The 26,504-nt window shown below is 46.2% G+C and carries 27 protein-coding genes, 2 riboswitches and 1 other annotated feature; of the genes, 23 read left to right on the top strand and 4 right to left on the bottom strand.

The window, feature by feature from the left end:
- The first annotated feature begins 88 nt into the window (after window positions 1-88).
- The 7 genes from H6A32_RS11945 to H6A32_RS11915 all read left to right on the top strand — a co-directional run bounded on the left by H6A32_RS11945 (window position 89) and on the right by H6A32_RS11915 (window position 7,720).
- Window positions 89-262: a hypothetical protein gene (locus tag H6A32_RS11945; protein ID WP_158099232.1), complete on the top strand. Its 174-nt coding sequence runs from the start codon at window positions 89-91 to the stop codon at window positions 260-262.
- A 1-nt stretch (window position 263) separates the two neighbouring features.
- Window positions 264-806 carry an N-acetyltransferase gene (locus H6A32_RS11940; RefSeq protein ID WP_204864436.1) on the top strand — a complete coding sequence of 181 codons (543 nt, stop codon included), beginning with the start codon at window positions 264-266 and terminating at the stop codon, window positions 804-806.
- Between the two features lie 8 nt (window positions 807-814).
- Window positions 815-1,993 (top strand): non-hydrolyzing UDP-N-acetylglucosamine 2-epimerase, encoded by a 1,179-nt coding sequence (gene wecB, locus H6A32_RS11935; RefSeq protein WP_204864435.1) that lies wholly within the window; start codon window positions 815-817, stop codon window positions 1,991-1,993.
- A 363-nt stretch (window positions 1,994-2,356) separates the two neighbouring features.
- Entirely contained in the window at window positions 2,357-3,610 is a 1,254-nt protein-coding gene (locus H6A32_RS11930) for an AAA family ATPase (protein ID WP_204864434.1), read from the top strand.
- 75 nt (window positions 3,611-3,685) lie between these two features.
- Entirely contained in the window at window positions 3,686-4,060 is a 375-nt protein-coding gene (locus tag H6A32_RS11925; RefSeq protein WP_204864433.1) for a hypothetical protein, read from the top strand.
- Window positions 4,061-4,342: 282 nt separating this feature from the next.
- Window positions 4,343-5,731, top strand: a complete 1,389-nt coding sequence (locus tag H6A32_RS11920; RefSeq protein ID WP_204864432.1) for an AAA family ATPase — start codon at window positions 4,343-4,345, stop codon at window positions 5,729-5,731.
- Between the two features lie 369 nt (window positions 5,732-6,100).
- Complete coding sequence (locus H6A32_RS11915) at window positions 6,101-7,720, top strand: phosphotransferase (RefSeq protein ID WP_138373971.1); 1,620 nt, start codon at window positions 6,101-6,103, stop codon at window positions 7,718-7,720.
- A gap of 80 nt (window positions 7,721-7,800) precedes the next feature.
- Here H6A32_RS11915 and H6A32_RS11910 read toward each other — a convergent pair whose 3' ends face one another.
- The 3 genes from H6A32_RS11910 to H6A32_RS11900 form a co-directional block, all read right to left on the bottom strand.
- Window positions 7,801-9,033, bottom strand: a complete 1,233-nt coding sequence (locus H6A32_RS11910; protein WP_204864431.1) for an MFS transporter — start codon at window positions 9,031-9,033, stop codon at window positions 7,801-7,803.
- Window positions 9,030-9,914 (bottom strand): zinc dependent phospholipase C family protein, encoded by an 885-nt coding sequence (locus H6A32_RS11905; protein WP_204864430.1) that lies wholly within the window; start codon window positions 9,912-9,914, stop codon window positions 9,030-9,032. Before H6A32_RS11905 ends, H6A32_RS11910 begins: the two co-directional genes overlap by 4 nt.
- Before the next feature lie 92 nt (window positions 9,915-10,006).
- Window positions 10,007-11,794: an aminopeptidase P family N-terminal domain-containing protein gene (locus H6A32_RS11900; RefSeq protein WP_191435074.1), complete on the bottom strand. Its 1,788-nt coding sequence runs from the start codon at window positions 11,792-11,794 to the stop codon at window positions 10,007-10,009.
- Between the two features lie 154 nt (window positions 11,795-11,948).
- Between H6A32_RS11900 and H6A32_RS11895 the strand changes: the two genes are divergently transcribed.
- From H6A32_RS11895 to H6A32_RS11870, 6 genes are all read left to right on the top strand, one after another.
- Window positions 11,949-12,767 (top strand): MurR/RpiR family transcriptional regulator, encoded by an 819-nt coding sequence (locus tag H6A32_RS11895; RefSeq protein ID WP_087168504.1) that lies wholly within the window; start codon window positions 11,949-11,951, stop codon window positions 12,765-12,767.
- A gap of 59 nt (window positions 12,768-12,826) precedes the next feature.
- Window positions 12,827-12,945, top strand: a riboswitch (FMN riboswitch).
- Between the two features lie 92 nt (window positions 12,946-13,037).
- Window positions 13,038-13,661 carry an ECF transporter S component gene (locus H6A32_RS11890; protein WP_191435073.1) on the top strand — a complete coding sequence of 208 codons (624 nt, stop codon included), beginning with the start codon at window positions 13,038-13,040 and terminating at the stop codon, window positions 13,659-13,661.
- Window positions 13,651-14,445 (top strand): creatininase family protein, encoded by a 795-nt coding sequence (locus H6A32_RS11885; RefSeq protein ID WP_087168502.1) that lies wholly within the window; start codon window positions 13,651-13,653, stop codon window positions 14,443-14,445. The genes H6A32_RS11890 and H6A32_RS11885 overlap by 11 nt, the downstream gene beginning before the upstream one ends.
- Window positions 14,446-14,508: 63 nt before the next feature.
- Window positions 14,509-14,770: a binding site (T-box leader), on the top strand.
- 69 nt (window positions 14,771-14,839) lie between these two features.
- Window positions 14,840-15,946, top strand: coding sequence for an NUDIX domain-containing protein (locus H6A32_RS11880; protein ID WP_087168501.1), 1,107 nt, complete (start codon window positions 14,840-14,842; stop codon window positions 15,944-15,946).
- A gap of 65 nt (window positions 15,947-16,011) precedes the next feature.
- Window positions 16,012-17,232: a tyrosine--tRNA ligase gene (tyrS, locus tag H6A32_RS11875; RefSeq protein ID WP_087252722.1), complete on the top strand. Its 1,221-nt coding sequence runs from the start codon at window positions 16,012-16,014 to the stop codon at window positions 17,230-17,232.
- Between the two features lies 1 nt (window position 17,233).
- Complete coding sequence (locus H6A32_RS11870) at window positions 17,234-17,989, top strand: ZIP family metal transporter (protein WP_118637775.1); 756 nt, start codon at window positions 17,234-17,236, stop codon at window positions 17,987-17,989.
- 63 nt (window positions 17,990-18,052) lie between these two features.
- On the opposite strand, the gene H6A32_RS11865 is transcribed toward H6A32_RS11870, so the two are convergent.
- Window positions 18,053-18,565 carry a GrpB family protein gene (locus H6A32_RS11865; protein WP_204864429.1) on the bottom strand — a complete coding sequence of 171 codons (513 nt, stop codon included), beginning with the start codon at window positions 18,563-18,565 and terminating at the stop codon, window positions 18,053-18,055.
- Between the two features lie 265 nt (window positions 18,566-18,830).
- Here H6A32_RS11865 and nadA point away from each other — a divergent pair, with 265 nt between their 5' ends.
- From nadA to H6A32_RS11815, 10 genes are all read left to right on the top strand, one after another.
- Window positions 18,831-19,739: a quinolinate synthase NadA gene (nadA, locus tag H6A32_RS11860; protein WP_204864428.1), complete on the top strand. Its 909-nt coding sequence runs from the start codon at window positions 18,831-18,833 to the stop codon at window positions 19,737-19,739.
- 16 nt (window positions 19,740-19,755) lie between these two features.
- Window positions 19,756-21,063, top strand: coding sequence for an L-aspartate oxidase (locus tag H6A32_RS11855; protein WP_204864427.1), 1,308 nt, complete (start codon window positions 19,756-19,758; stop codon window positions 21,061-21,063).
- Window positions 21,060-21,914, top strand: coding sequence for a carboxylating nicotinate-nucleotide diphosphorylase (nadC, locus tag H6A32_RS11850; RefSeq protein WP_204864426.1), 855 nt, complete (start codon window positions 21,060-21,062; stop codon window positions 21,912-21,914). Before H6A32_RS11855 ends, nadC begins: the two co-directional genes overlap by 4 nt.
- Before the next feature lie 30 nt (window positions 21,915-21,944).
- Entirely contained in the window at window positions 21,945-22,487 is a 543-nt protein-coding gene (locus tag H6A32_RS11845) for a transcription repressor NadR (RefSeq protein ID WP_204864425.1), read from the top strand.
- A 46-nt stretch (window positions 22,488-22,533) separates the two neighbouring features.
- Window positions 22,534-23,040 (top strand): flavin reductase family protein, encoded by a 507-nt coding sequence (locus H6A32_RS11840; RefSeq protein ID WP_191427357.1) that lies wholly within the window; start codon window positions 22,534-22,536, stop codon window positions 23,038-23,040.
- A 104-nt stretch (window positions 23,041-23,144) separates the two neighbouring features.
- Window positions 23,145-23,258, top strand: a riboswitch (TPP riboswitch).
- Between the two features lie 135 nt (window positions 23,259-23,393).
- On the top strand, window positions 23,394-23,690 hold the full coding sequence (locus H6A32_RS11835) for a thiamine-binding protein (protein WP_087168492.1): 297 nt from the start codon (window positions 23,394-23,396) through the stop codon (window positions 23,688-23,690).
- A complete protein-coding gene (locus tag H6A32_RS11830) occupies window positions 23,659-24,432 on the top strand; it encodes an ABC transporter permease (RefSeq protein ID WP_087168491.1) in 774 nt (257 codons plus the stop codon). Before H6A32_RS11835 ends, H6A32_RS11830 begins: the two co-directional genes overlap by 32 nt.
- Window positions 24,433-25,434, top strand: coding sequence for an ABC transporter substrate-binding protein (locus tag H6A32_RS11825; protein WP_204864424.1), 1,002 nt, complete (start codon window positions 24,433-24,435; stop codon window positions 25,432-25,434).
- Between the two features lie 12 nt (window positions 25,435-25,446).
- Window positions 25,447-26,196 (top strand): ABC transporter ATP-binding protein, encoded by a 750-nt coding sequence (locus H6A32_RS11820; protein ID WP_204864423.1) that lies wholly within the window; start codon window positions 25,447-25,449, stop codon window positions 26,194-26,196.
- A gap of 21 nt (window positions 26,197-26,217) precedes the next feature.
- Window positions 26,218-26,370, top strand: a complete 153-nt coding sequence (locus tag H6A32_RS11815) for a hypothetical protein (protein ID WP_204864422.1) — start codon at window positions 26,218-26,220, stop codon at window positions 26,368-26,370.
- Window positions 26,371-26,504: the final 134 nt, after the last annotated feature.

The following is a 26,504-nucleotide window of genomic DNA, read 5'->3' as shown; positions in this document are numbered from 1 at the left end:
TCGGAAAGAATAAAAAAGAACAGCATCTGGAATCTTTACAATCTGTTTTACGGGTGTTATACTTGGAAAAACAGAAAGGGGGATTATCATGAATTATGCTCGCATTTCAGACCAGCCTTTTGTTACATCAAAGGATTTAACTGTCAGAAAGCCATTGTCAAAAGAGGCAAAAGCGAGAAGAGAATATTTTAAGACTCATAAAATCTCTTTTGGTGTTAATCCTTTGACTCAGAGGCCGGAAGCAATTATTACAAAGGAGTAGTATGGCATATAATCAGATCAATGTTGTTCTTTACGATGCCAGCTATCAGAAGCTGGCATCATCTTTCCATTCTGGTAATGAATATCTCGATCAATTCTTAAAAGATTCCATTTCATTAGATAATAATTTTGGAAAAACTTATGTACTTTTAACAGATGATAATAAAAAAATTGTTGGATACTATAATTTAGGTGTTGGCTACATTGAGCAGACTGAATATGGGATAAGGCGGAAAATAGGTGGAGCTGTACATATTAATTGTTTTGCATTGGACAGAGAATATCAAGGGACTGTTCAGGAATATTTAGAAGACGGAACGGTGATACACACCTCGGATTTTCTGCTTCTTGACTGTATGGAAAAGATTAAAGAAATCAGAGTTAAGCATCTTGGATTTACGTTTGTTACTTTGAGTTCTACTGAGGAAGGGTATCATTTATATTTGCGAAACGGATTTGAAAAACTGGATGATGATATCAGTTTTTCTCTGGAAGAAGCGGAAGAAGGCTGTATTCCCATGTATTATGCGATTGATGTAGAATAGGAGAAAATATGAGAACAGATTATTCAGATATTCATTTTAAAGAAAATGGAAAATTAAAATTATTAATTATCGTTGGAACCCGCCCGGAGATTATCAGGCTTGGCGCGGTGATCAACAAGTGCAGGAGCTATTTTGACTGTGTTCTGGCCCATACGGGACAGAATTATGATTACAACTTGAACGGCGTCTTTTTCCGGGATCTGAAACTTGATGATCCGGAAGTTTATATGGACGCAGTGGGTGATGATTTGGGAGCGACAGTTGGAAATATCATCAACTGCTCATACAAGCTGATGAACCAGATCAAGCCGGATGCGCTTCTGATCCTTGGAGATACCAATTCCTGTCTGTCTGCGATTGCGGCGAAACGGCTGCATATCCCGATTTTCCATATGGAAGCAGGAAACCGCTGCAAGGACGAGTGTCTGCCAGAAGAGACAAACCGCCGGATCGTGGATATTATTTCCGATGTCAATCTGGCCTACAGTGAGCATGCAAGAAAGTATCTGCATGAATGTGGACTGCCAAAAGAGCGTGTTTATGTAACGGGAAGTCCGATGGCAGAGGTGCTGCATCAGAATCTGGAAGCAATTCAGAGTTCGGATATTCTGGACAGGCTTGGACTGGAACCGGGCAAATATATGCTGCTTTCCGCCCACAGAGAGGAAAATATCGATACGGAGAAAAACTTCCGTTCATTATTTACAGCAATTAACAAACTGGCAGAAAAGTACGACATGCCGATTCTGTATTCCTGTCATCCGCGCTCCAGAAAGCGTCTGGAAGAATCAGGATTTGAACTGGATCCGCGGGTAGTACAGCATGAGCCGCTTGGATTCCACGATTATAACCACCTTCAGATGAATGCCTTTGCGGTTGTATCGGATTCAGGAACTCTGCCGGAGGAGAGTTCTTTCTTTACCTCCATTGGAAATCCGTTCCCGGCAGTCTGCATCCGTACATCTACAGAACGGCCGGAGGCTCTTGATAAGGCCTGCTTTATTCTGGCTGGAATCGATGAGAATTCGCTTCTTCAGGCTGTGGATACAGCAGTTGAAATGAACCAGAACGGGGATTATGGAATTCCGGTTCCGGATTACATCGAAGAAAATGTCAGCACCAAAGTAGTCAAGATCATTCAAAGCTATACCGGTGTTGTAAACAAAATGGTCTGGAGAAAATTTTAACCTCTAGACCATTCAGCAGACATTAGAAAATTTTCATTTCCCGGCATCTTGTCTCTGCCGATTCTTTATGTTACTTTATCATTATCCGAACGGCAGTCTGCCTTTCGAGTTTCAACGGTGTTCGCCGAACGATTCAACTTATTTACAAACAGAATACGGCAGAGACATTTGTCAGGGGAGAGTATGCAGGAAATTATTTTGGAATATTCATATTAGTTGCATCACCTGAATAAATGGAATCCTTATGGAGAAAATAAAACTTAAAATGAAATATTTAAAATGCGTGATTTGCATAAAAAATGCAAATCCGTTGGCAAAAATAAAGAAAAAGGGGTATCATAAGGATATAAAGGAGGTGGCGCAATGTTATTAGAATTCAGATGTTCGAACTTTAAGTCTATTAAAGAAGAGATCAGATTTTCTATGATCGCGGGAAAAGACGACACATCAGAAGAGCTTTTGAAAGTTTATAACAATTTTCGGGTTTTACGATCGGCTGTCATATATGGAGCAAATGGATCTGGCAAAAGTAATTTTATCAACGCCCTGCTGTTTATGTGCAATCTGGTTCAGATCAGTATTTCATATCAGCCGGGGCAGAAGATCCCTCAGGCTGCACATAAATTATCTGAAAAAGAGAATCCAAGCACGTTTGACATTCAGTTTATACGTAATAATGTCAGGTATGCGTATGGTTTCAGCATAGAGGGAGGAGTCATTACTGAAGAATATTTGTATTATTTTCCAAATGGCAGACAGGTAAAAATATTTGAGCGGGACAGAATGAACATTCAGCCGGGAAACCGTTATAAATCATCCTTTGATGTCAGTATTAAAGATGTGTTAAAAGAAAACCGTTTATTTCTTTCGTGTGCTGCCAATTATAGTAATGTGAGAGAACTGGAAGAAGCATTTCTCTTTTATACTACAGACATTGTGATTTACAATCCTTCCATGAATAATTGGACGGAATATTCGATTCGTCTTATGCAGGATAATCCTTCTATCAAAGAAGAATTTTTGCAGATGCTGAACGCTTTGGATACCGGAATCCAGGATGTGAAGTTAAAGGTAGAAAAGGTAAAATTTACTGACTTAAAGAGGGATTTACAACTTCCTGATAATTTGATGGGCCTGATTCCAGAACAGGAGGGCAACCGTATAGAAGCGAAAGTCGTATATGACCAATTCGAGATAGATTTATTAAGTGAGGAATCATCCGGAATCAAGCGGCTTTTTGAAATTATTTGCCCGATGATTGACATATTGAATACGGGTAAAGTATTGATTTGCGATGAGTTGGAAGCGAGTCTGCATGAGGCTGTTATCTATAAAATTGTGCAGCTGTTTCAGAATTATAAAAAAGATATATTTGCCCAGTTGATTTTTTCAACTCATGATACCAGTCTGTTGAACAGGGAACTGTTTCGTAGAGATCAGGTTTGGTTTACGCAATTAAACAAAGATCGGGCGACGGATTTATATTCCCTCGTAGAGATCAAGGATGTACGGAAATCAGAAAATCTTGCCAAGGGTTATGTGTCTGGTAAATATGGAGCAATTCCTATGCTGAATCACGTATTTTTCCGAAAAGCAGGGAAAGATGGTGAAGAATAGGAGGGGATACATGGGAAAAAGAAATTTTGACCTGATGTCAAGAAACGAAATACACGAGAAAAAGTACAAAGAAAAGTGGTACGGTTTGAAATCCGGCAGATTAGACAGCATTGTGAAGAATCACTATGCGCAATTCATGCGCAGTTTACCGTTGCTGATGATCTCTGGCATTCTGGGAAAAAAGAAGAAGCAGAAAATATCTGGCGTGCACAAATCATATTTTTAGCCAGCGCTTTTGATTTCTATATGCATGAGTTGACCAAATATGGTTTGTGCGAAATTTATGAAGAGAGATGGAATCGTACAGAAAAATATGAAAATATCCAGCTTAGAATGAAGGATATAGAAGAAGCCTTAAAATCAGGAGAAGAGATAGCCGCAGGGTTTATCGAAGATGTAGAGCAGATTGTTCAAGCAATGGAAGAAGAAGCTGAAACGAAATCTGCCTGATATGTATCAGAATTATCAGTCAGGTTTTACGTCGTGTTAATATTATCCAAAAGACGCTCTGTCTTTCGACATTCAACGGTGTTCACCGAAATAATCCCAATTAAGTATCAAATGAAATACGGCAGAGACATTTGTCTAGGATCTTATTCAAGCTATATTTGTTACGCCTTGATTAAAATTTAAAAATGTCATTTGTTAATAAAATTAACAAAGTCAGATTAAGAATTGACTTTTTGGAAATCCTAACCTATAATGAAAAAAACGAAAAGGGAGAGGATGTTTATGCGGCATATCATTCGTTTATCTACGCTGGAGATCGAGAATATTAAAAATGTCCAGTATGGAAAAATTGAATTTGCAAGGGGTAAAAAAGGGAGTATCCTTGGAATTTATGGTCAGAATGGTTCAGGAAAAACAGTTGTGGTAGATTGCATGGTGATGTTAAAGTGCCTGCTTTCCGGAAGACGGATGCCGGCTCGTTTTTATCATTATATCAATGCTCTTGCAGAGACTGCCCGTGTGCAGTATGGATTTGAGATCTGGACGGATGCGAAAACGATGTATGCGGTATATGAAGTTGAGATTACGAAAAACGGGGAAAATAGTTTCTGCATCAGTGCAGAAAGACTAAGTGTACGGGAAATAGAGGAAGGGAAACGTACCCGTCTTACCCCTATTTTTGAATATCAAAAAGGGGATAAAGAGCTTTTCCGGCCTTTAAAATATTATGCCCGTTTTCAAAAGGACATGGAAAGTATGGTGGCGTTAGGGATTGCCCGTCAGACAACAGAAGAATTTGATGAAGAGAAGCAAATCCCTAAAGTTGGATCTTTCCTCTTTTCACGGAAAGCAAAAGAAGTCTTTGAAAAAGCAGACGGAGATACAGAAAGAATCTATGCTCTGTCCCATCTTCTGCAGAACTACGGGATGTATGATCTGGCAGTTATTGAGAATACACATTACGGACTCCTGGCATTAAATCTGGATGCCATTCCCCTTAATGTGGACTGGCCGGATACCATGAAGCCGAAGATCACGGGTATCTTGCTGAAGTTGACAGATATAAATATTGTACCTAGAGATATATTCCCTTATGTAGAAAAGACTATTGAGCAGATCAACATTGTGATGAAAGCACTGGTACCGGATATTCGGATCCAGATTTATAATGCTTTTGATAAGTTAACGGAACAAGGGAAGGATGGTATCCAATTTGAAGTGATTACCATGCGGGGAGGAGCGCGTATCCCGCTTCTATATGAGTCTGCAGGGATTAAGAAACTGATTTCCATCTGTAGTAATCTGGTGGCTTGCTACAACCGGCCATCCTACTGCTTAGTGGTGGACGAACTGGATTCCGGAATATATGAGTATTTATTAGGTGAGTGTTTGGAAGTTATGCAGGAAAAGGCGAAAGGCCAGCTCATCTTTACTTCACACAATTTACGCCCGCTGGAGGTGCTGAAAAATGAATTCCTGATCTATACAACAGTGAATCCGGAAAATCGATATATCAGATCGATTTATATCAAAAATACTCAGAATACCAGGCTGTCCTATCTGCGGAGCATCAAGCTGGGAGGTCAGAAGGAGAAGTTGTATAACGAGACAAATATTTATGAGATAGAAATGGCCATGCGCCGGGCAGGAAAGGTGGGAGTGCATGACTAAGAAGATCATTCTGCTTCTGGTGGAAGTTTATTATGGAAAACGGGAATTCACTCAAACGGTATTCCAACATGGCAGTATTCTTTGAAAATCTGGGAGTAATACCGGAAAAACTTCTTTGATTTGTAAAGAACCTTGTAATAAAATTGCAGAGATTCTGGAAAAAGTCGTAAAGAAATTTTCGGCAAAATAAGACTTTTTACTGGAAATCTGATATAATAGATATACTTAAGGCCGGGGTGCCAGATGAAGGCCCTGGCCTTTTGCCGCCGAAGGAGCCGGGAAAGGGAGTTAGCCCGGTGGCAGAGGATATGAGTAAAATATGGAGAAAGGGAAGATAAGAGAATAGAATATCTCTTACAGAGAAATGCAATGAAGAGTTTATTGATTTTAGGTGCCGGCGGATTCGGGCACATGATTCAGGAGACAGCATGGCTTTTAGGCTATGAGGACGTTGTATTTTTGGATGATGCGGTAAAGGACAAGGACGTTGTCGGAAAGTGCTGCGATTATAAGAGTTTTCTTGAAAAGTATGACACAGCGGTAGCAGCTCTTGGTGATAATAATATGCGGCTTTTCTGGACGGAAAAGCTGATGGAAGCAGGATACAAGGTGCCGGCGATCATTCATCCGACAGCCTTTGTAAGCCAGAGCGCTGTCATTGGAAATGGTACATTTGTCATGCAGAAGGCAGTGATTAATACGCATACGGTGATCGAACACGGAGTTCTGATCAACAGTGGTGCGGTAGTCGATCATGATTCCCATGTGGCAAAGGGTGCTCATATCAGCCTGAACAGTGTGGTAAAGGCAAACTGTAATATCGGAATCAAACAGAAGGTAGAGGCTGGAGATGTGATCTTTTCTACCCACCGGAAGATTGACGGTGTGGACAATCGTGATCTGGAGGATGCGATCTATGCGTTTGGTTTTGGACCGAGATGCAGCTATGTGAAGCCGTTTGGCGCAGGCCATATCAACGAGACGTATGCGGTTTATACACCGGGTGAAAATGGAGATGAGCTTTCCTATGTTCTTCAGAGAGTCAACAGCAATGTATTCAAGGATCCGGCTGGTGTCATGGAAAATATTTTCGGTGTAACCGAATACCTGAGAAATGTGATCCGCGAGGAAGGCGGAGATCCGGACAGGGAGACGCTTGCCTATATCAAGACAAAGAGCGGAGCCAACTATTTTGAGGACAGTGAAGGGGAGCCGTGGAGATGCTACAACTTTATCCCGGATTCTGAGTGCTACCAGCTGGTGGAGAAGCCGGAGCAGTTCTATCAGTCCGGCAGCAGTTTTGGCCATTTCCTGAAACAGCTTGGCGATTATCCGGCATCCAGACTGCATGAGACGATTCCGGACTTCCACAATACGGTTAAGAGATTTGAAGCGTTTGAGGTTGCCCTGAAACGGGATCTGAAAAACCGGAAAGGCAGTTGCCGTCCGGAGATTGATTTCGTCCTGAAACGCAAGGATGACTGTGCAGTGCTTGTGAAACAGCAGGATGACGGAACGCTTCCGCTTCGTGTGACTCACAATGATACGAAGTTAAATAATATTCTTTTTGATTCCAGGACTGGAAAAGGACTGTGCATTATCGATCTGGATACGATCATGCCGGGCCTTGCAGCGAATGATTTTGGTGATTCCATCCGGTTTGGCGCGGCGACAGCGGCAGAGGATGAGAAAAACCTGGATCTGGTCCATTTTGATATTTCTCTGTACGAGCTTTATGTAAAAGGATATCTGGAGGAGACGAAGGATGTGCTTACAAAGGAAGAGATCGAAAGCCTTCCGTGGGGGGCCAGACTGATGACACTGGAGTGCGGTATCCGTTTCCTGACAGACTATCTTCAGGGAGATACCTACTTTAAGACAGAGTATCCGGAGCACAATCTGGTGCGTGCGCGGACGCAGTTTCGCCTGGTGGACGAGATGGAGCAGTGCTTTGATAAGATGCAGGAGATCGTTCGGAAATACGCATAAATAATAGCATACAGAAATAAAAAAGGATCTTTTCTGGACAGCCTTTAAATGAGGCGTGCCGGAAGAGATCCTTTTTTGTTTTAGGATAATTTTTCGGTACGAAGAAAGAAGAAAAATCCGATCAGGAACATGACGGCGAGAGAACCGACGCCAAGATTCATGTTTCCTGTGAGCTGGCTCATTGCGGAGACCAGAGTGGTTCCGAGGAAGGATGCGCCCTTTCCGCAGATGTCGTAGATTCCAAAGTATTCTCCGGAGCGTTCAGCCGGAATGATCCGGGCGAAATAGGACCGGGAGAGGGACTGGATCGCGCCCTGGAAGATTCCGACACAGACAGCCAGAATCCAGAACTGATACTGTTCTTTTAAAGTGATGCCGTAAAGGGCGATCAGAAAATATGCTGCGATACAAATCTTGATCAGGCTTGCGTTTTTGTATTTGCCACTCAGACGCCCGAAAATCAGTGCGGACGGGAAGGCAACGATCTGTGTCACAAGAAGTGCCAGAAGCAGTCCGGTCGTATCCAGACCCAGAGCAGTTCCGTAGGCGGTTGCCATGTCAATGATGGTGTACACGCCGTCGATGTAGAAGAAGAAGGCAATCAGGAAGAAGAGCACCTTCTTGTTTTTCTTCAGTTCTCCGAACACATGGCCGAGACGGCGAAGTCCGGAGGAGACTGCATGATCGTGGTTTTCGATACAGTGCAGTTGTTTGTAGCTTCGAAGAAGCGGTACCGCAAAGCAGACCCACCACACGGCGATCAGAAGAAAAGCAATGCTCATGGCCATGTTCATGGTAATTCCCAGCGTTTCGTAAAAGAGAACGAGGGCAAGGCTGATCAGAAACGGGATACAGCTTCCGATATATCCCCAGGCGTAGCCGCGGGAGGAAACTTCGTCCATCCGCTCTTCGGTAGTGACGTCAGTGAGCATGGAGTCATAGAAGATCAGGCTCAGAGAGTACGCTGCCTTTGCAAGTACAAAAATCAGCAGAAACCAGATCCAGGAGCTTAAGAACCCAAGCACCACGCAGCCGCAGGCCCCTACCAGAAGAGAGAAGAGAAAAAGCCGCTTTTTCCATCCTCTGAAATCCGAGACTGTTCCGAGAACCGGTCCGAGGATGGCGGTGATAATCGTTGCAGCCGAAGTGGCATATCCCCAGAAAGCGAGGTAATCGACTTCCGAGACGTTGGCGCTCGATGCAAGGTAGTTAAAATAAATCGGCATAATGGTGGAAACCAGGAGAGTAAAAGCTGAGTTTCCTACGTCGTAAAAAATCCATTTCTTTTCCAGTGATGTTGTCTTCCATTTCATTGTGAAAGTTCCTCCGTGTCAGGTTTGTAACAGCGCTCTTCTTTTAAGGATAAGACCGGGATATGTTCCCAGCCTGGTTTTGGTCCGAAAGTATGGCGGAAATAAGGCGAGAGCGGTTCTCCGTGATTGAAAAATGCAACATAATTTTTCGTAAGTGAGAGGCCAAGCGGCACGCATGCCTCCATCAGTTTGTGAAGCCTGAGGTTGCTGTCCGCGCAGTGCGGATTGGCTTTTTCCTTCATCAGCAGTCCGCCGAGACTTTTGTAGGTAAAGGTGGCGTGCATAAAGAATGTTACGAGACTGCGTGTGAGCCGGTCAGAGGTTGTAAACAGGTCATTGTACCAGATCATGGAAGAAATGGAGGACTCTACCTGCCGGACGCTCAGTGTCGGGAAAAACGCCTGGATTGCTTTTGCTCCTGCCGTTGAAGCGTGGAGGTGTGAAGTCACCTTTGCGTGAAGCGGGCGTTTATTCTGTTTCAACAGAAGATAGCGGTCAAACTCGGTTTCAATATCGGAGTGGGTAACCGGATCTTCCGTGAGTTTTTTCTCAATATAGCTGTGGCAGACGCTGTCCAGTGTGAAGTGACAGAGAAAGCCAAGAATGTAGGCTAACCGGGCATGTTTCTCGGATATGGAGGCTGCGGATAAAATCACATCTCTGGAGCGCCGGAAGAATGGTGCAGCGCTTACATCGTGCATGTGGTAGCCGGTCCGGTTGACACGGTTTTTGAGAAGTGCATGGTAATAAAAGAACAGATCCGGGCCGTGCAGTCCGATTTCAAACAGATCCTCATGGAGGGAAATCAGCTTGCGGATATCGGCCGGAAATGCTTTTTTCATCATTTCTCCGAAGGTGTAGTGTGCATAGATGGATGGCATAATATCATCTCCTGTTCATGGTAGTAACAGATACGGCTCCGGCACCTGAAGGCACCGGAGCCGTATCGCTGCATCTGAAATCAGTTTTCGGTTTAGATCTCTCTTGTGTATGTTCTGAGCCATTCTTTCTCCTCATTGTCAAGGTATGGAGAAATTTTCTCATAAACAGTCTTGTGGTAATCATTGAGCATTTTCTTTTCTTCTGCTGTCATGATTTCCGGATTGATGGCGTCAAGGTCCATCGGGATGTAAGTGATCGGTTCAAAGTACATGAACTGTCCGTATTCGTTTTTCTCACCTTCGCATGTGAGAAGCTCGTTCTCCAGACGGATACCGTGGCTTCCTTCGATGTAGATACCAGGTTCGTCTGTGATGATCATACCTTTCTCAAACGGCTGAATCTCGCCTGCGCGGAACTGCCATCTGAATCCTGCCGGGCCTTCGTGAATGTTCAGAAGGTATCCAACGCCGTGTCCTGTTCCATGGTTGAAGTTTAAGTTTCTGTCCCAGAACGGCTTTCTTGCAAGCATGTCCAGAGTCATTCCGGTGCAGCCTTTTAAGAAGCGTGCGTTTGCAAGGGAGAGGTTACTGATTGCGACCAGTGTAAAGTGATCTTTCATGATCTGCGGGATCTCTCCGAGGGCGTAGGTACGTGTAACGTCTGTGGAACCTTCGTAGAATCCGGCACCGGTATCAGTCAGGAACAGTCCGCCTTCTTTCAGCTCAACATCTGTTTCCGGTGAGGATGTGTAGTGTACGATGGCACCGTGCTCACCATAGGAGCTGATCGGCTCGAAGCTTGGACGGATGAAGTTGCCCTGTTCTGCACGGAACTCGTCCAGTTTGTCAGATGCGCTCATCTCTGTGATCGTCATCTTGCCCACATTTTCCTTGAGCCATTTCATGAATTTCACATGTGCAACGCTGTCCTTGATCTGAGCCTGACGGATGTTTTCGATCTCTACTTCATTTTTGATTGCCTTGAAGAGGATCTCCGGGTTACGCTCTTCCACTTTTGCAACACCTTCCGGGATGTTGTTGTAAAGTGCGTAGTTCAGTCTCGCAGGGTCGATCAGAAGCACTTCGTCAGATCCGACTTTCTTGATGTCTTCGTAAATGTCATTGTACGGATGGAAGACAACACCGTCTTTTTCCAGATCCGCCTTGATTTCGCTGCTTAATTTTGCCTCGTTGATGTAGAGGTCTACTTTATCCATGGTGATCACTGCGTAGGACAGCACAAGCGGGAAGAACTCGATGTCATTTCCGCGGATGTTGAGTGTCCAGCAGATATCATCCAGTGTTGTGAGGACATGAGCAGTTGCTCCGGCATTTTTCATGTCTTCACGGATACGGGACAGCTTGGATGCAACTGTCTCACCTGTATATTTCAGATTCAGTGCGAAAACCGGTTCCTCAGAAAGTGCCGGGCGGTCTTCCCAGATCTGGTCGATGAGGTCATATTCGTAAACGATTTTTCCGTGTTTCTCGGTTGCGATGGACTCGTAATCCTGTCCCTCACCCATGGAAACTACACGTCCGTCAAATCCGAGTGTGCCGTTTTCCGGTAATGTATCAGCAAGGAACTCATGGATAGTCGGGACACCCGGCTCGCCCATTTTCATCAGTTCAACTGTAGAGCCCTCGAGCTGCTTTGCAGCCTGGATGAAATATCTTCCGTCTGTCCAGAGGTAAGCGCCTGTTTTTGTGATGACAGCTGTTCCTGCAGATCCGGAGAATCCGGTAATAAATTTTCTCGCTTTAAAATGTTCCCCAACATACTCGCTCTGATGGAAGTCAGCTGTCGGAACAACATAGATGTCAATTCCCTTTTCTTCCATAAGAGTACGCAATTTTGCGATTCTTTCAGGTACGTTCATAATAAAAACCTCCTATTTTTCCGGCAAACATGCCATTTTCAAACAATCTTATTATAACACAAAAACTATGGGAGAGTTAGTATTATTTTTGTGAAACCTGTGTTATACTCTCGGTAGTGTTATGTAAAATACAGACAGAAGAAAGGAAAAGAACATGGAGCACTACGCAAGGTCGATCATACCGGTGATTGAGTACAACTATGAGAATTTTACAGCTTTGGAGCGGACCATCGCGGATTTCTTTATCCAGAATAAAAAGAAGCGGGATTTTTCCGCAAAGGCGGTTTCTGAACGGCTTTATGTTTCCGAGGCATCTCTCTCCCGGTTTGCAAAAAAATGCGGATTCCGGGGATACAGGGAGTTTATCTATCAGTACGAGGATACATTTCGGGAGAAGAAAAGCAGACCCTTTGCAGATAATACAAGACGGGTGCTGGATACTTATCAGGAGCTTTTGAATAAGGCGTATAATCTGGCTGATGAAAAGAAATTCAAAAAGATTGCCGGGATGCTGTTTCAGGCGGAGAGAATTTTTGTCTGCGGCGTTGGAAGCTCCGGGATTGCCGCCAGAGAGACCGAGCTTCGGTTTATGCGGATCGGGCTGAATATCAATTCTCTCGTGGACCGGGACATGATCCGGATGCGGGCGGTCTTTCAAAATGAAACCTCTCTGGTCATCGGATTCAGCATGAAAGGGCAGACGGAAGAGGTTCAGTATATGCTTCAGGAGGCGAAGCGGAGAGGAGCCGGATGTGTCCTTGTGACAGCGCGGAACAACCCGGATTTCATGGAGTATTGTGACGAGGTGATTCTCGTCCCGGCACTGGACAATCTGGAGTATGGAGATGCGATTTCTCCTCAGTTTCCGATTCTGGTTATGATGGACCTGCTGTATGCCTGCTGCCTCGAACAGGATCAGGAGCGGATCGATGCGTTTTTGCAGGATACGGCCCGCGCACTTACAAATCCATAAATTGCATCAGATGTATTGCACAATGGATATGAGTGTGCTACGATAATACTGCAAATGAATAAATTCTTCGGGGCGGGGTGTAATTCCCTACCGACGGTATAGTCCGTGACCCACGTATGTGGCTGATTTGGTGAAATTCCAAAACCGACAGTGACAGTCTGGATGGGAGAAGAAACAGTGAACATAGAATCTCAGTGCCCCTGGTGCTGGGATTTTTTTCTTTCGAAGGATTTACGAAATTTGTAACATCATTCGAAAGGAGAAAAGTATATGAGAACAAAAAACAAAACCTACTACTTCATCATTACGGCCATGCTTTCGGCTGTTGCCGGTATCCTGATGTCGCTGGAATTTCCGATTCCTTTGATGCCGCCGTTTTATAAGGTGGATTTCAGCGACGTCCCTTCTGTGATCGCGACATTTCTGCTGGGGCCGGTGTCCGGAATCTGTGTGGAGGTCATCAAAATTCTGATCAAGCTGATCACGGTTGGGACAACGACAATGTTTGTCGGTGAATTCGCCAATCTTCTAGGGACGCTGCTGTTTGTGCTCCCGCTGTGGATCGTGTTCAAAAAGATGGGACAGACGAGAAAGGCGGCAGTGATTTCGCTTGGGATCAATCTTCCGGTCCGGATTGCGTTTTCCTGTGTCCTGAATGCGTGCATTACACTTCCGCTTTATGCATCGGCGATGGGCCTTTCTCTGGATGAAGTGGTCCGCACCGTGGGAGCAGTCAATCCTCTGATTCGAAATCTTCCGCTGTTTCTCATACTGGCGACAATCCCGTTCAATCTGATCAAGCTTTTGCTGAATTATATTGTGGGATATCTTCTGTATGACAGGCTGAAAGAAGTGGGAGTTGTCAAAGGATGGAGGGAACGGTATGATTCGTAAGTACAGAGAACTGACGCGTCTGGAAATGGAACAGGTGGATAAGGAGGAGACGATCGTCCTGATTCCGGTGGGAGCACTGGAGCAGCATGGAAATCAGGCGCCGCTTGGGACAGATGACATCATTGCGGAAGCAATGGTGGAATACCTCGGAAAAGCGCTGGAGGAAGCCGGAGAAGCAGACTTCCCGATTCTTGCGTTTCCGGTTATTCCGGTTGGCCTGAGCACAGAGCACAAGAATTTCTGCGGATCCATTACTTTAAAGCCGGATACGTACTATCATCTGCTCTATGATATCAGTGAGAGCCTTTACCGCCATGGTTTTCGGAAGATCGCATTTCTTGTATGTCACGGAGGAAATTTGCCGGTGATTCAGATCTTAAGCCGTGAGCTTCGGAGTGAACTTGGAATGTCGCCGTTTATTCTGTCATCGGGAGCATTTGGACATCCGGATGTACAGGCAACAATATCAGAAGGCAATCATTACGATTTTCATGGAGGAGAAATGGAGACATCCATGGTGATGGCGGTCGACGAGACACTGGTGAAGCTGGAGACTTCCGAGGCGGGAATACCAAGTGCGTTTGTAGGCAATCAGACGCTGAAGACCGGAGGAAATGTTACAATCGGATGGGTTTCAGAAGACTGGAAGACAGCGGAAGGGAAACCGATCGGTATCGGAGGCGATCCGGGCGGAGCTACGGCCGAAAAAGGCCGGATTATTCTGGAGACGAGTGCGAAAGTTCTGGTTCCAGGGCTTATGGAAATACGGAAATGGAAAGCGTAAACACGAAAAAGAGGCTTGACAAGCGCACGGGAATCGGTTAGTATTTGACATAAGCGTATAGGAAAACAGGCGAAGAAAAGAAGAAGTAGCAGCAGATCAGGTTCAGACAGAAAGTTACCGGTTGATGAGAGGTGCAGGAAAAGTTTGTTGTGAATACATCTTGGAGCTTCACACCGAAAGTAAGTAGGCTGTGACGTCAGGGCACACGTTATAGTGCCGGGATATTTCCGGGATTCCATGGTGAGTGGAGGAAGGAGATGTCTTACTGAGCCGGATTGATTCCGGGAAAAAAGGTGGTACCACGAGCATAACCCTCGTCCTTTCTAAGGACGGGGGATTTTTATTTAACAGGAAACTTTGTTCCAGGAAACTTTGTTCTGAGAGGTTACAGGCCATGGAGGTATGGGATTTATTTGATGAAAACCGGCAGCCGCTTGGGAAGCAGGCGGGCAGGAAAGATCTGATGGTAAAGGGAGAATTTCATATTGTTGTGGTTGCGTGTGTCGTCAATGACCAAAATGAGATCCTGCTGACGCTGCGTTCTCCGGATAAGGAGAAGTATCCGGGAACATGGGAGAATACAGGCGGAGCTCTGGAGGCCGGCGAGGAAAGCAGGGCGGCAGCGGTAAGGGAGCTGTTTGAGGAGACCGGGATCCGGGTGAGGGAAAACGAGCTTCATCTTCTGGATTCCCAGATGGAAGAGTATGCGTTTATCGATTTCTACATTGTCAGAAAAACTGTTCCTGTTGAAGAAATCCGTCTTCAGAAAGGAGAGACCGCAGATGCCAGGTGGGTGAGTCTTTCGGAGTTTGTCCGGATGGGAGAAGAAGGAAAGATTGCCCCTCCGATCTATCAGCGGTTTTGCCGACTCAGGGAAAAGATGGAAGTTTTTTTGAGGGAAGACCGGAGAAAAGAGCGATACCCGGTTTGCCGGGGAAAGAACAGACAGGAATCAAAGAAGATCGTTATTCTCGGGTGCAGCGGAAGCGGAAAGTCTACGCTGGCCGGGCAACTTGGGAAGATCATGGATCTCCCGGTTGTCTACCTGGATGCGCTGTCATGGGACAACGGGTGGAAGCGGAAGCCTTTCGATGAGTTTGACCGGCTCACCCAAAGCGAGATCCGCAAGCCGGAATGGATCATGGACGGAAATTTTCCACGGACAGTGGAGCATCGGATGGATGTGTGCGACACCGTGATTTATCTGGATTTTAAACGGTGGTTTTGCATTCTGAGCGTGCTAAGAAGGGTGATCACAAATTACGGGAAGCCAAGGCCGAGCATGAATCCGGGATGTCCGGAGAAGTTTGATCCGGGATTTCTAAAACGGATCTGGAATTTTGACCGGAGAAGCAAGGCGCATTACTATGGATATATGAAGAAACTTTCCGGCACCAAGCTGATTGTCTTAAAGACAAGAAAAGAAGTGAACCGTTTTGTGAAACAGGTGGAAAAAGAGGGGCGCTTTGTCCGGGGAAATTTCCCGGCAGGGCCGAAATAGACGCGAAAGCGGACGAATTTCACAGATCATGTTCACATAATATAAGGAAAGAAGAGGTAAGGAAGATGCAGATTTACGAGGAATTACAAGCAAGAGGCCTGATTGCTCAGGTTACAGACGAAGAAGAGATCAGAGAGCTGATCAACAACGGAAAGGCGACTTTTTACATTGGGTTTGACCCGACAGCGGACAGCCTTCATGTAGGGCATTTCATGGCGCTCTGCCTGATGAAACGTCTTCAGATGGCAGGGAACAAGCCGATCGCCCTGGTAGGAGGCGGAACCGGATATATCGGGGATCCGTCCGGAAGAACAGATATGCGTTCCATGATGACGCCGGAGCAGATTCAGCACAACTGTGAATGCTTTAAAAAGCAGATGAGTAAATTTATTGATTTCTCAGACGGGAAAGCACTCATGGTCAATAATGCTGACTGGCTTCTTGATCTGAACTACATTGATTTTCTCCGTGAAGTGGGACCGCATTTCAGTGTCAACAACATGCTGCGTGCGGAGTGCTACAAGCAGAGAATGGAAAAGGGACTTAGTTTCCTGGAATTTAACTACATGATCATGCAGAGCTACGACTTCTACATGCTGTACCAGAAATATGGCTGCAATATGCAGTTCGGCGGGGATGATCAGTGGTCCAACATGCTTGGCGGTACCGAGTTGATCCGCCGGAAATTAGGAAAGAATGCGTGTGCCATGACAATCACACTGCTTCTGAATTCTGAAGGAAAGAAGATGGGCAAGACACAGTCCGGAGCGGTATGGCTGGATCCGAACAAGACATCTCCGTTTGAATTCTACCAGTACTGGAGAAATGTGGCAGATGCCGATGTATTAAAATGCATCCGTATGCTGACCTTCCTTCCGCTGGAAGAAATTGACAAGATGGATTCCTGGGAAGGCAGCCAGTTAAATCAGGCAAAAGAGATTCTTGCATACGAGCTGACCAAGCTGGTTCACGGTGAGGAAGAGGCGAAGAAGGCACAGGACAGCGCCCGTGCACTGTTCTCCAGCGGAAGCGCAGCTGAGATGCCGACCTGTGAGCTTACTGACGAAGACTTTACAGAGGGAAAAATCGATATCCTGACTCTGCTCCATAAGAGCGGTCTGGTACCGTCCAGGTCTGAGGCAAGACGTGCAGTACAGCAGGGAGGAGCCGCAGTCAACGGCGAAAAGGTAACGGATACCTACACCGCATACACGAAGGAAGATTTTGAAGAAGACTTTGTTTTAAGGAGAGGAAAGAAAAATTTCCGTAAAATAGTGGTGAAATAATATGAAAATGCTTATTACGATTATTGTATTGACAGCATTGTCGGGAATCGGAGGAACCGGAATCGGAGCGGCGCTCAGCACGACGGTAAGGAAGGGCTCGGATAAGGCGATGAGTCTTTTGTTGAGCTTTGCGTCCGGAACCATGATCAGCATTGTCTGTCTGGATCTGTTTCACGACGCACTGGAAACCGGAATGTCCAAAGGTGGGATTGCCGTCTTTGTGATCATTGGTTTCCTGACCGTCTATCTTCTGGAACGGGTGATGGATCAGAAGGCAGAGCAGGCAAAAAGCCGTATGAGCCGGAAGATGATGACTGCCGGAGTCGCAATGATGGTTGCAGTGGCGTGTCACAATATTCCGGTGGGTATGACGATCGGTGCATCTTTGGTAAGCCACGGAAGCCTGATCGGAAGCCCGGCCCTGACTCTCGCCATCTTTATCGGGATCCACAATGTGCCGGAAGGAATGGCGATCTGCGCACCTCTTCTGGCAGCGGGAATGTCCAAAGGCAGAGCAGTCCTGCTGACCGCATTGAGCGGGGCGGCGATCATTGTCGGAGGCGTCCTTGGGTACTGGATCGGCGACATGGGGCAGATGGGACTTGCCATCAGCTTAAGCTTTGCTTCCGGAGCCATGCTCTACGTCAATTTTGGCGAGATCCTGCCGGAGGCAAACGCTCTCTACAGAGGGAAAATGCCTGCATTTTTCACGGTTCTTGGGATCCTTCTCGGCATGATGTTTATGCATGCACATTAACGATAAACAAAATAAGCGCGTAAAAAAGCAGCCGGTACGAAAACGTGCCGGCTGTTTTTATACTCAAAATTTTTCACAGATATTTTGGATGAAATCCTCTTTCCCTTTTGTGTAGGCCAGACGGTTGTCCGGATATTTTTCGGCAAGATCCTTTTTTAATGCTTCATACTGCCTTGCAGCATCCGGGTGGGCGTTTAAATAGTCCCGGAAACCGACAATCTGATCAAATTCCGGGGCGGTCTGATCGTAACAGTGGATATGCTGAAGAGAAATCTCACCGGGACCACGCAGGACAAATAAGTGGTGAAGAGGATTTCCGTGCTGGATTCCACAGTAGTCATAACCGAGTGCTTCGAGAAAAGACGGATCCAACTGCCGGACCGACCGGAGCCGGACAGCCACATCGAGAATCGGTTTGGCACAGATGAGAGGAACGGCGGTACTTCCAACGTGCTGGATATCGAGAACATTATCAGCCCACTGCTCCTGAATAGACTGCTTTACTTTTTGAAATTCTTCCTTCCACTGTTCGTTATGAGTGAGAAGACGAACGCAATAGCGCTTTACACCTTCCATTCGTTGCACCTCCTGGTTATAGTAGATTATTTATGTCTCTTTTACTTCGCAGATATTGTACTTTCTGTCCGTAAGGTTTTCGCATTTCCTGAAAATTTATTGTACCACAGATTCTCTTTCCTGTATTGTCATTTCGATTGAAATCGTCCTTATTTTTCTTTGTTCTGCCAGCAGAATTTACAATTCTGAAACAGGTGTCTTGTCACCTGTAAAAATCAGGTGTATAATGCGGTGTAAATGAGTAAAGATACGGGAGGAAACCGCAATGAGTTCTTTGAGAGAAGAGATTGAGATACTGAAAAAAGAGAAACAGGCCGTGATACTGGCACACTATTATGTACCGGGTGAGGTACAGGAGATTGCAGATTATACCGGGGATTCGTTTTATCTGAGCAAGGTGGCAAAGGAGACGGATGCAAAGATTCTTGTTTTTGCAGGAGTTTCTTTTATGGGAGAAAGTGCCAAGATTTTAAATCCGGAGAAAAAAGTGCTGCTTCCGGATCCGACGGCAGACTGTGCCATGGCGCATATGGCCGATGTGGAAAAAATCAAAGCGATGAAGGAGAGTGATCCGGAACTGGCGGTGGTATGTTACATTAATTCGACTGCGGAGCTTAAGCGGTATTCCGATGTCTGCGTGACATCGGCGAATGCGGTGAAGGTGGTAAAGGCACTGCCAAACCAGAGGATTTATTTTATACCGGACCAGCATCTGGGAAGTTTTGTGGCAGCTCAGGTACCGGAAAAGGAGATTATTCTCGGAGACGGGTACTGCCCGGTACATCATCAGATGACTGCTGAAGAAGTGTTAAGCGCAAAAGAAGCACATCCGGATGCCCTGGTGTTTGTTCATCCGGAATGTCCGAAAGAAGTGGTGGATCTTGCAGATTATGCAGGAAGTACCTCCGGCATTATCAAGGCGGCGGCAGAAAGCGATGCCGGAGAATTTCTGATTGGAACGGAGACCGGAGTGATGTACGAACTGAAGAAACAGAATCCGGACAAGAAGTTTTACCCGATTCAGAAGGAACAGTGCTGTCATGATATGAAAAAGGTGACACTGGAGAAAATCCGGGATTGTCTGCGGGATGAGAGTAATGAGGTGCAGGTGGATGCCGAAGTCAGTGAAAAGGCAAAACATGCCATGGAGCAGATGCTGAAGCTTGCGAAATAACAGAGGGGTGTGTAAAATGAAAACGATACAGACAGATATTTTGATCGTAGGAACCGGAGCGAGCGGACTGTTTGCCGCCCTCCATGTGCCGGAAGACAGACAGGTCCTGATGATTACGAAGGATGAGGTGGAGCACAGCGATTCCTTTCTTGCACAGGGCGGAATCTGTGTGTTAAGAGACGATACGGACTACGACAGTTTCATGGAAGATACACTGAAAGCAGGGCATTATGAGAACCGGGTAGAATCCGTGGATATTATGATCCGGTCTTCCAGAGACGTGATCCGGGAACTGGTTGATTACGGCGTGGATTTTGCGAAAAAAGACGGAGAATTCGATTATACAAGGGAAGGATGCCACTCCAAACCGAGAATTCTGTTTCACGAGGATATTACCGGGGAGGAGATTACGAGCAAACTTCTGAAAGCAGTCCGGACAAGAAGTAATGTGACTATTCTGGAACATGTGACGATGCTGGATCTGGTGGAAAAGGACAATCGGTGTTATGGTGTCGTGGCTTCGCAGGAAGACGGGGAAGACTGTTTCCTGGAGGCGGAGTATACGATTCTGGCAACAGGCGGAATCGGAGGGCTTTATAAGCATTCGACCAATTATCCGCATTTGACCGGGGACGCGCTGGCGCTTGCCCTGCGTCATCATATCGAGCTGGAGCACATTGATTATATCCAGATTCATCCGACGACGCTTTATTCCAAAAAGCCGGGACGGCGGTTTTTGATTTCCGAATCCGTGCGGGGAGAGGGAGCAAAGCTCTATGGTGCGGATGGAAAACGGTTTGCAAATGAGGTGCTTCCAAGGGATCTGCTTACGGCGGAAATCAGAAAGCAGATGGAAAAAGACCAGACGCCGTATGTATGGCTGGATATGACCGTTCTGGGAGAAGAAGTCATCAAAGGCCATTTCCCGCATATATATGAGCGCTGTCTGGAAGAAGGATACGATGTGACAAAAGACTGGATTCCGGTTGTCCCGGCACAGCATTATTTCATGGGAGGAATTCATGTCGACAAACACAGTAAGACATCAATGGAGCATCTGTACGCAGTAGGGGAGACAAGCTGTAACGGTGTGCACGGAGCAAACCGTCTTGCAAGCAATTCCCTTCTGGAAAGTCTGGTGTTCGGGGCGAGAGCAGCCAGACATCTGACGGAGACCTGGGAGGAGAACGATGCAAGCCGGGAAGAGACGGCAGGACTTGCAGAAGCGGCAGAGGCGCAGATTCAAAAGGAAAAAGACAGACTTCCACAGATATACCGGGAGGAAGTGCTGGATGAGATAGAAAGGGTAAGGAAAGCAAGATGAATGAGATTACGATGAAACTGGTGGCAGATAAACTGATCATGCAGGCACTGGAGGAAGATATTACAAGCGAGGACATCACTACCAATGCGGTGATGAGAGAACGGCGTGAAGGAGAAGTAGAGCTGATCTGCAAAGAAGACGGTATCATTGCAGGGCTCTGGGTGTTTGAAAGAGTGTTTACTCTGCTGGATCCATCTACGAGGGTCACCCTGTTTGTAAAAGATGGAGATGAAGTCAAAAAAGGTCAGAAGATGGGAGTTGTGACAGGAGACATTCGTGTACTGCTCTCCGGGGAGCGCACGGCCTTAAACTATCTTCAGAGAATGAGCGGAATCGCCACCTATACAAGAAGTGTGGCAAAACTTCTGGAAGGAACGAAGACTAAACTGCTTGACACAAGAAAGACAACGCCGAACATGCGGATTTTTGAAAAATACGCCGTCCGCACAGGAGGCGGCTATAATCACCGGTACAATCTTTCCGACGGCGTACTGTTAAAAGATAATCATATCGGGGCGGCAGGCAGCGTTAAAAAGGCAGTGGAAATGGCCAGGGAGTACGCACCGTTTGTACGGAAGATCGAGGTGGAGACGGAAACTCTGGAGATGGTAAAAGAAGCGGTGGAAGCAGGTGCTGATATTATCATGCTTGACAACATGTCTCTGGAAATGATGAAAGAGGCAGTTGATTATATTGACGGCAGAGCAAGCACAGAATGTTCCGGTAACGTGACAAAAGAAAATGCTGCACAGCTTGCGGCAGCAGGTGTAGACTATATTTCCAGCGGAGCATTGACCCATTCCGCTCCGATTCTGGACATTTCGCTGAAAAACCTGCATCCGGTTGACTAGGCGAAGGATGATGAGAAAGGATGAAAAGCCATGGACGGAGAAGTTCGCAGACAGAAGATTTTAAAAGAGATTCAGGGAAGTGAAAGCCCGGTATCCGGAACTCAGCTTGCCAGAAACTTTGAAGTAAGCCGTCAGGTGATTGTGCAGGATATCGCGGTACTTCGGGCTGCCGGAAATGAGATCGTTTCCACCTGCCGGGGATACATCTGCCAGGGAAGCCACAGAGCCAGCAGAGTCATCCGGGTGAAACATACAGACGATGAGATCATGGAAGAACTGAATACGATTGTGGATTTCGGCGGGACTGCGGAAGATGTATTTATCAGCCATAACGTGTACGGAATCCTGCGGGCCGAACTTGGCATCCGGACAAGAAAACAGGTGATGGATTTTGTAGAAGACATCAAAGCCGGGCAGTCCAGTCCGCTGAAAAACATTACAAGCGGAAGTCATTTTCACACCATCAGCGCCGAAAGCGAAGAAATCCTCGATGCCATCGAAGAAGAACTGAGAAAGAAACATTTCCTGGATGAGCAGGAGACTGTAGACGGACGAAAAGAAGAAATGGTATGATAGCGTATCATAGAAATATTGAAAGAAAAGAAAGGGGAACACTGCCATGGGATGGAAAGAAATCAAACCGGAAGAACTGAATGTGAATCCATTTACCGCCATCGGAAAAGAATGGATGCTGATTACAGCAGGAGATGAAACACACTGCAATACAATGACAGCAAGCTGGGGAGGCATGGGTGTAATCTGGGGAAAACCATCAGTTACAGCCTACATCCGCCAGACCCGGTACACAAAAGAATTTGTCGATCAGGGAGAATACTTCACCATCACATTTTTTGAAGAAGCATATCGGAAAGCACTGAATTTATGCGGAACCGTATCCGGAAGAGAGCGGGACAAAATCAAAGAAGCCGGACTCACACCAGTGAACGTAGAAGGAACCGCAGCATTCGAAGAGGCAAAACTTATCATCCTCTGCAAAAAACAGTACCATCAGTTCATGAGTCCGGAAGGATTCGATGTCAAAGAAAACGATGCAAAATGGTACTCCGACCGCGATTACCATACCATGTACATCGGATCAATAGAAAAGATTTATATAAAAGAATAAAGAGTGTTTATTAATCATATCATTGGGGACGTGTTCCGATGCATCGGAACACGTCCCCAATAAAGGAAATTCTTGACAACAGGCAGAAAGGTGTCGTAGACTAATACAGGACAAAGGGGAGCCGGAGACAGTCCGGCTGAGAGTAGGACCGGCATGCGTCTTTTACCCTCATACCTGATCCGGATCATACCGGCGTAGGGAGCATATTGCAGAAGTGGAGTACTGCATGGACGAAAAAACCAGTCTCGTACCCATGGACGATAAGATATCTCTGCCGGAGGCGTTCCGGCAGAGTTTTTTTGTGATTTACCCACTTTGTTTCATTATGATAAATTTACAGGAGGAAAGAGAAAATGAATGCAAGTGTAGCAATCCAGTCCTTACCGGACGCGGCAAACGATGAGGAACTGATTCGTATTGTAGACGAGGTAATTGCCTATATCAAAAGTACAGGCCTGAACTGTTACGTGGGACCTTTCGAGACAACAATAGAGGGTGATTATGATGAGCTGATGGACATTGTAAAAGAATGTCAGCACATTGCTGTGCGTGCAGGCGCGCCGCATGTAGCAGCGTATATCAAAGTCAGCTACAGACCGGAAGGAGACGTGCTGTCCATTGAAAAGAAAGTTTCAAAGCATCACGAGTAGGCTCTGGTCCGCTGCGGCCCTTGTGGTCATCATCGTCATATGGCAGGTGGCAGCTTCGGCCGGCCTGGTGCCGGGATATATGCTGCCGTCGCCGGTGGAGGTGGTACAGGCTTTAATCAGTGACTTCCCACTTTTGATGGAACATGCGAAAGTGACGCTTGCAGAGGCGTTTCTCGGTCTGTTCTGCGGGGTGGTTCTGGGCTTTGTGATGGCAGTCATCATGGATCGGTTTGACCGACTGTATCAGGCTCTCTACCCGCTGATTGTCGTTACCCAGACGATTCCAACGGTAGCTATTGCCCCGCTTCTTGTGCTGTGGTTTGGATATGAGATGCTTCCAAAGGTGATTCTGATTGTCATTGTGACCTTTTTCCCGGTGACGGTGGGACTTCTGAACGGATTCCGGTCGGCGGACCGGGACATGATCAATCTTCTGCGTTCCATGGGAGCGGGAAGAGTTCAGATTTTCCGGTATATCAAGCTTCCGGGAGCCATGGGCCAGTTTTTTTCAAGCCTAAGGATTTCGGCGTCCTATTCAGTGGTAGGAGCAGTGATTTCCGAGTGGCTCGGAGGATTTAACGGTCTTGGCGTGTATATGACAAGGGTAAAAAAGGCATTTGCATTTGATAAAATGTTTGCGGTTATCCTGCTGATCTCGGTAATCAGCCTTGTTTTGATGAAGCTGGTAGATTTGCTGCAGAAAAAGTGCATGGCCTGGGAACAGACGGAGGAGAAACATTAGATGAAAAAGAAAATTGTTGCAGTATTAACCGCAGGATGTATGGCGCTCTCCCTGGCTGCCTGTGGTTCTGGTGAAACCTCGCAGGGGGAAAATGAGAAAGAAAAGATTACGTTCGTGCTCGACTGGACGCCGAATACCAACCATACCGGCCTTTATGTGGCGCAGGAAAAAGGATATTTTGAGGATGAAGGTCTGGAAGTGGAAATTGTACAGCCGCCGGAGGATGGCGCGGATGCGCTGGTTGCTTCGGGAAAGGCTCAGTTCGGGATTTCCTTCCAGGATACGATGGCGCCGGGTGTTGTAGGGGAAGATGAACTTCCGACGACAGCGGTGGCAGCGGTTGTCCAGCACAATACATCAGGCATTATTTCCAGAAAGGGCGAAGGGATGGATACTCCGAAAGGCCTGGAGGGAAAGAAATATGCCACCTGGGACGCTCCGATCGAGAAAGCAATGATGGAAAATGTTGTGGAGGCAGACGGCGGTGATTTCAGTAAAGTTGAGCTGATTCCAAGTACCGTGACGGACGAAGTGTCCGCTCTGGAATCCAAATCCGTGGATGCCATCTGGATTTTCTATGCCTGGGCAGGTGTGGCAACGGAAGTTGCAGGACTGGAAACCGATTATTTCGCTTTTAAGGATATCAACCCGGCATTTGACTATTATACGCCGGTAATTATTGGAAATAACGAGTTTCTGGAAAAAGAGCCGGAGACCGCGAAGAAATTCCTGAGTGCGGTGAAGAAAGGATATGAAGATGCGATCGAAGATCCGGATGGAGCGGCGGAGATTCTGTGCGAGGCAGCACCGGAACTTGATCAGGAGCTTGTAAAGGCAAGCCAGGAATATCTGAAAGATCAGTATATCGCAGATGCGGACAGATGGGGCTATATCGATCCGGATCGCTGGAATCTGTTTTACAACTGGCTGAATGAGAATGGACTTACCGAGAACGAAATTCCGGAAAATACCGGATTTTCCAACGAATATCTTCCGGAGTAGCAAGGAGGAAAGATGGCAGATTTAGTAGTGTCAGGTGTGACAAAATCCTTTGATGGAAGGACAATTATTGAGGATATCTCCATCGAGATCCATGACAGGGAGCTGGTGAGCCTTCTTGGTGTCAGCGGAGGCGGAAAAACGACGCTGTTTAATGTGATTTCCGGACTGCTGAAGCCGGACCGGGGACAGGTGTTTCTGGACGGGGAGGAGATCACGGGAAAGCCGGGCAATGTCAGCTACATGCTTCAGAAAGATCTGCTTCTGCCGTACCGCACGGTGGAGGATAATGTTGCCCTTCCCCTTGTGATTGGCGGCATGAAGAAGAAAGAAGCAAGAAAGAAAGCGGCCCCGTATTTTGAAGAATTCGGACTTGCTGGGACTGAGAAAAAATATCCAGCACAGCTTTCCGGAGGAATGAGGCAGCGGGCGGCGCTTCTTCGGACTTATCTGTTTTCAGACAGACTGGCTCTTTTGGATGAACCGTTTTCCGCGCTGGATACGCTGACAAAACGGTCCATGCACCGGTGGTATCTGGATGTGATGGAGCAGATTCATCTGTCTACCGTATTTATCACCCATGATATTGATGAGGCGGTGCTTCTGTCGGACCAGATTTATATCCTCGGCGGGAAACCGGGACATATCATCGATGAGATCCGCATTGAAGAGCCAAAACCAAGAAGAAACGATTTCCAGCTGACAGAAGAGTTTCTTTCCTATAAAAAACGAATACTGGAAAAGATTGAAGAATCAGAGGAGTAGTTCCTCTGGTTCTTTTTTTGTATGGGACAGAAAAAGATAAGTAAACGAAGAATTTCATACAGTGACCAAGGCGGGGCTTCCACTGGTGAATTTGAAGCTCTGGAACTTCGTGACAAGGATCCGTCCCGTTATGCGGTATATCCGGGATTTGACGCATTCCATATCAAAGGATAAAGGCATTAGAATCATGAGGAGCAGAAAGGCTGTGTCTGTCAGTCAGATACAGCCTTTTATGTTCTTAAATTGAAGATAAATATTAATAATTACGTAACAAACAAGTAATATAGAGAGAAAGTTTATTAAATTAA

This window comes from Drancourtella massiliensis (genome assembly GCF_016900655.1).
Taxonomy (GTDB): Bacteria; Bacillota; Clostridia; order Lachnospirales; family Lachnospiraceae; genus Sellimonas; species Sellimonas catena.
The sequence above is the reverse complement of the archived record's forward strand: the minus strand, read 5'-3'. Positions and strand labels throughout refer to the sequence as shown.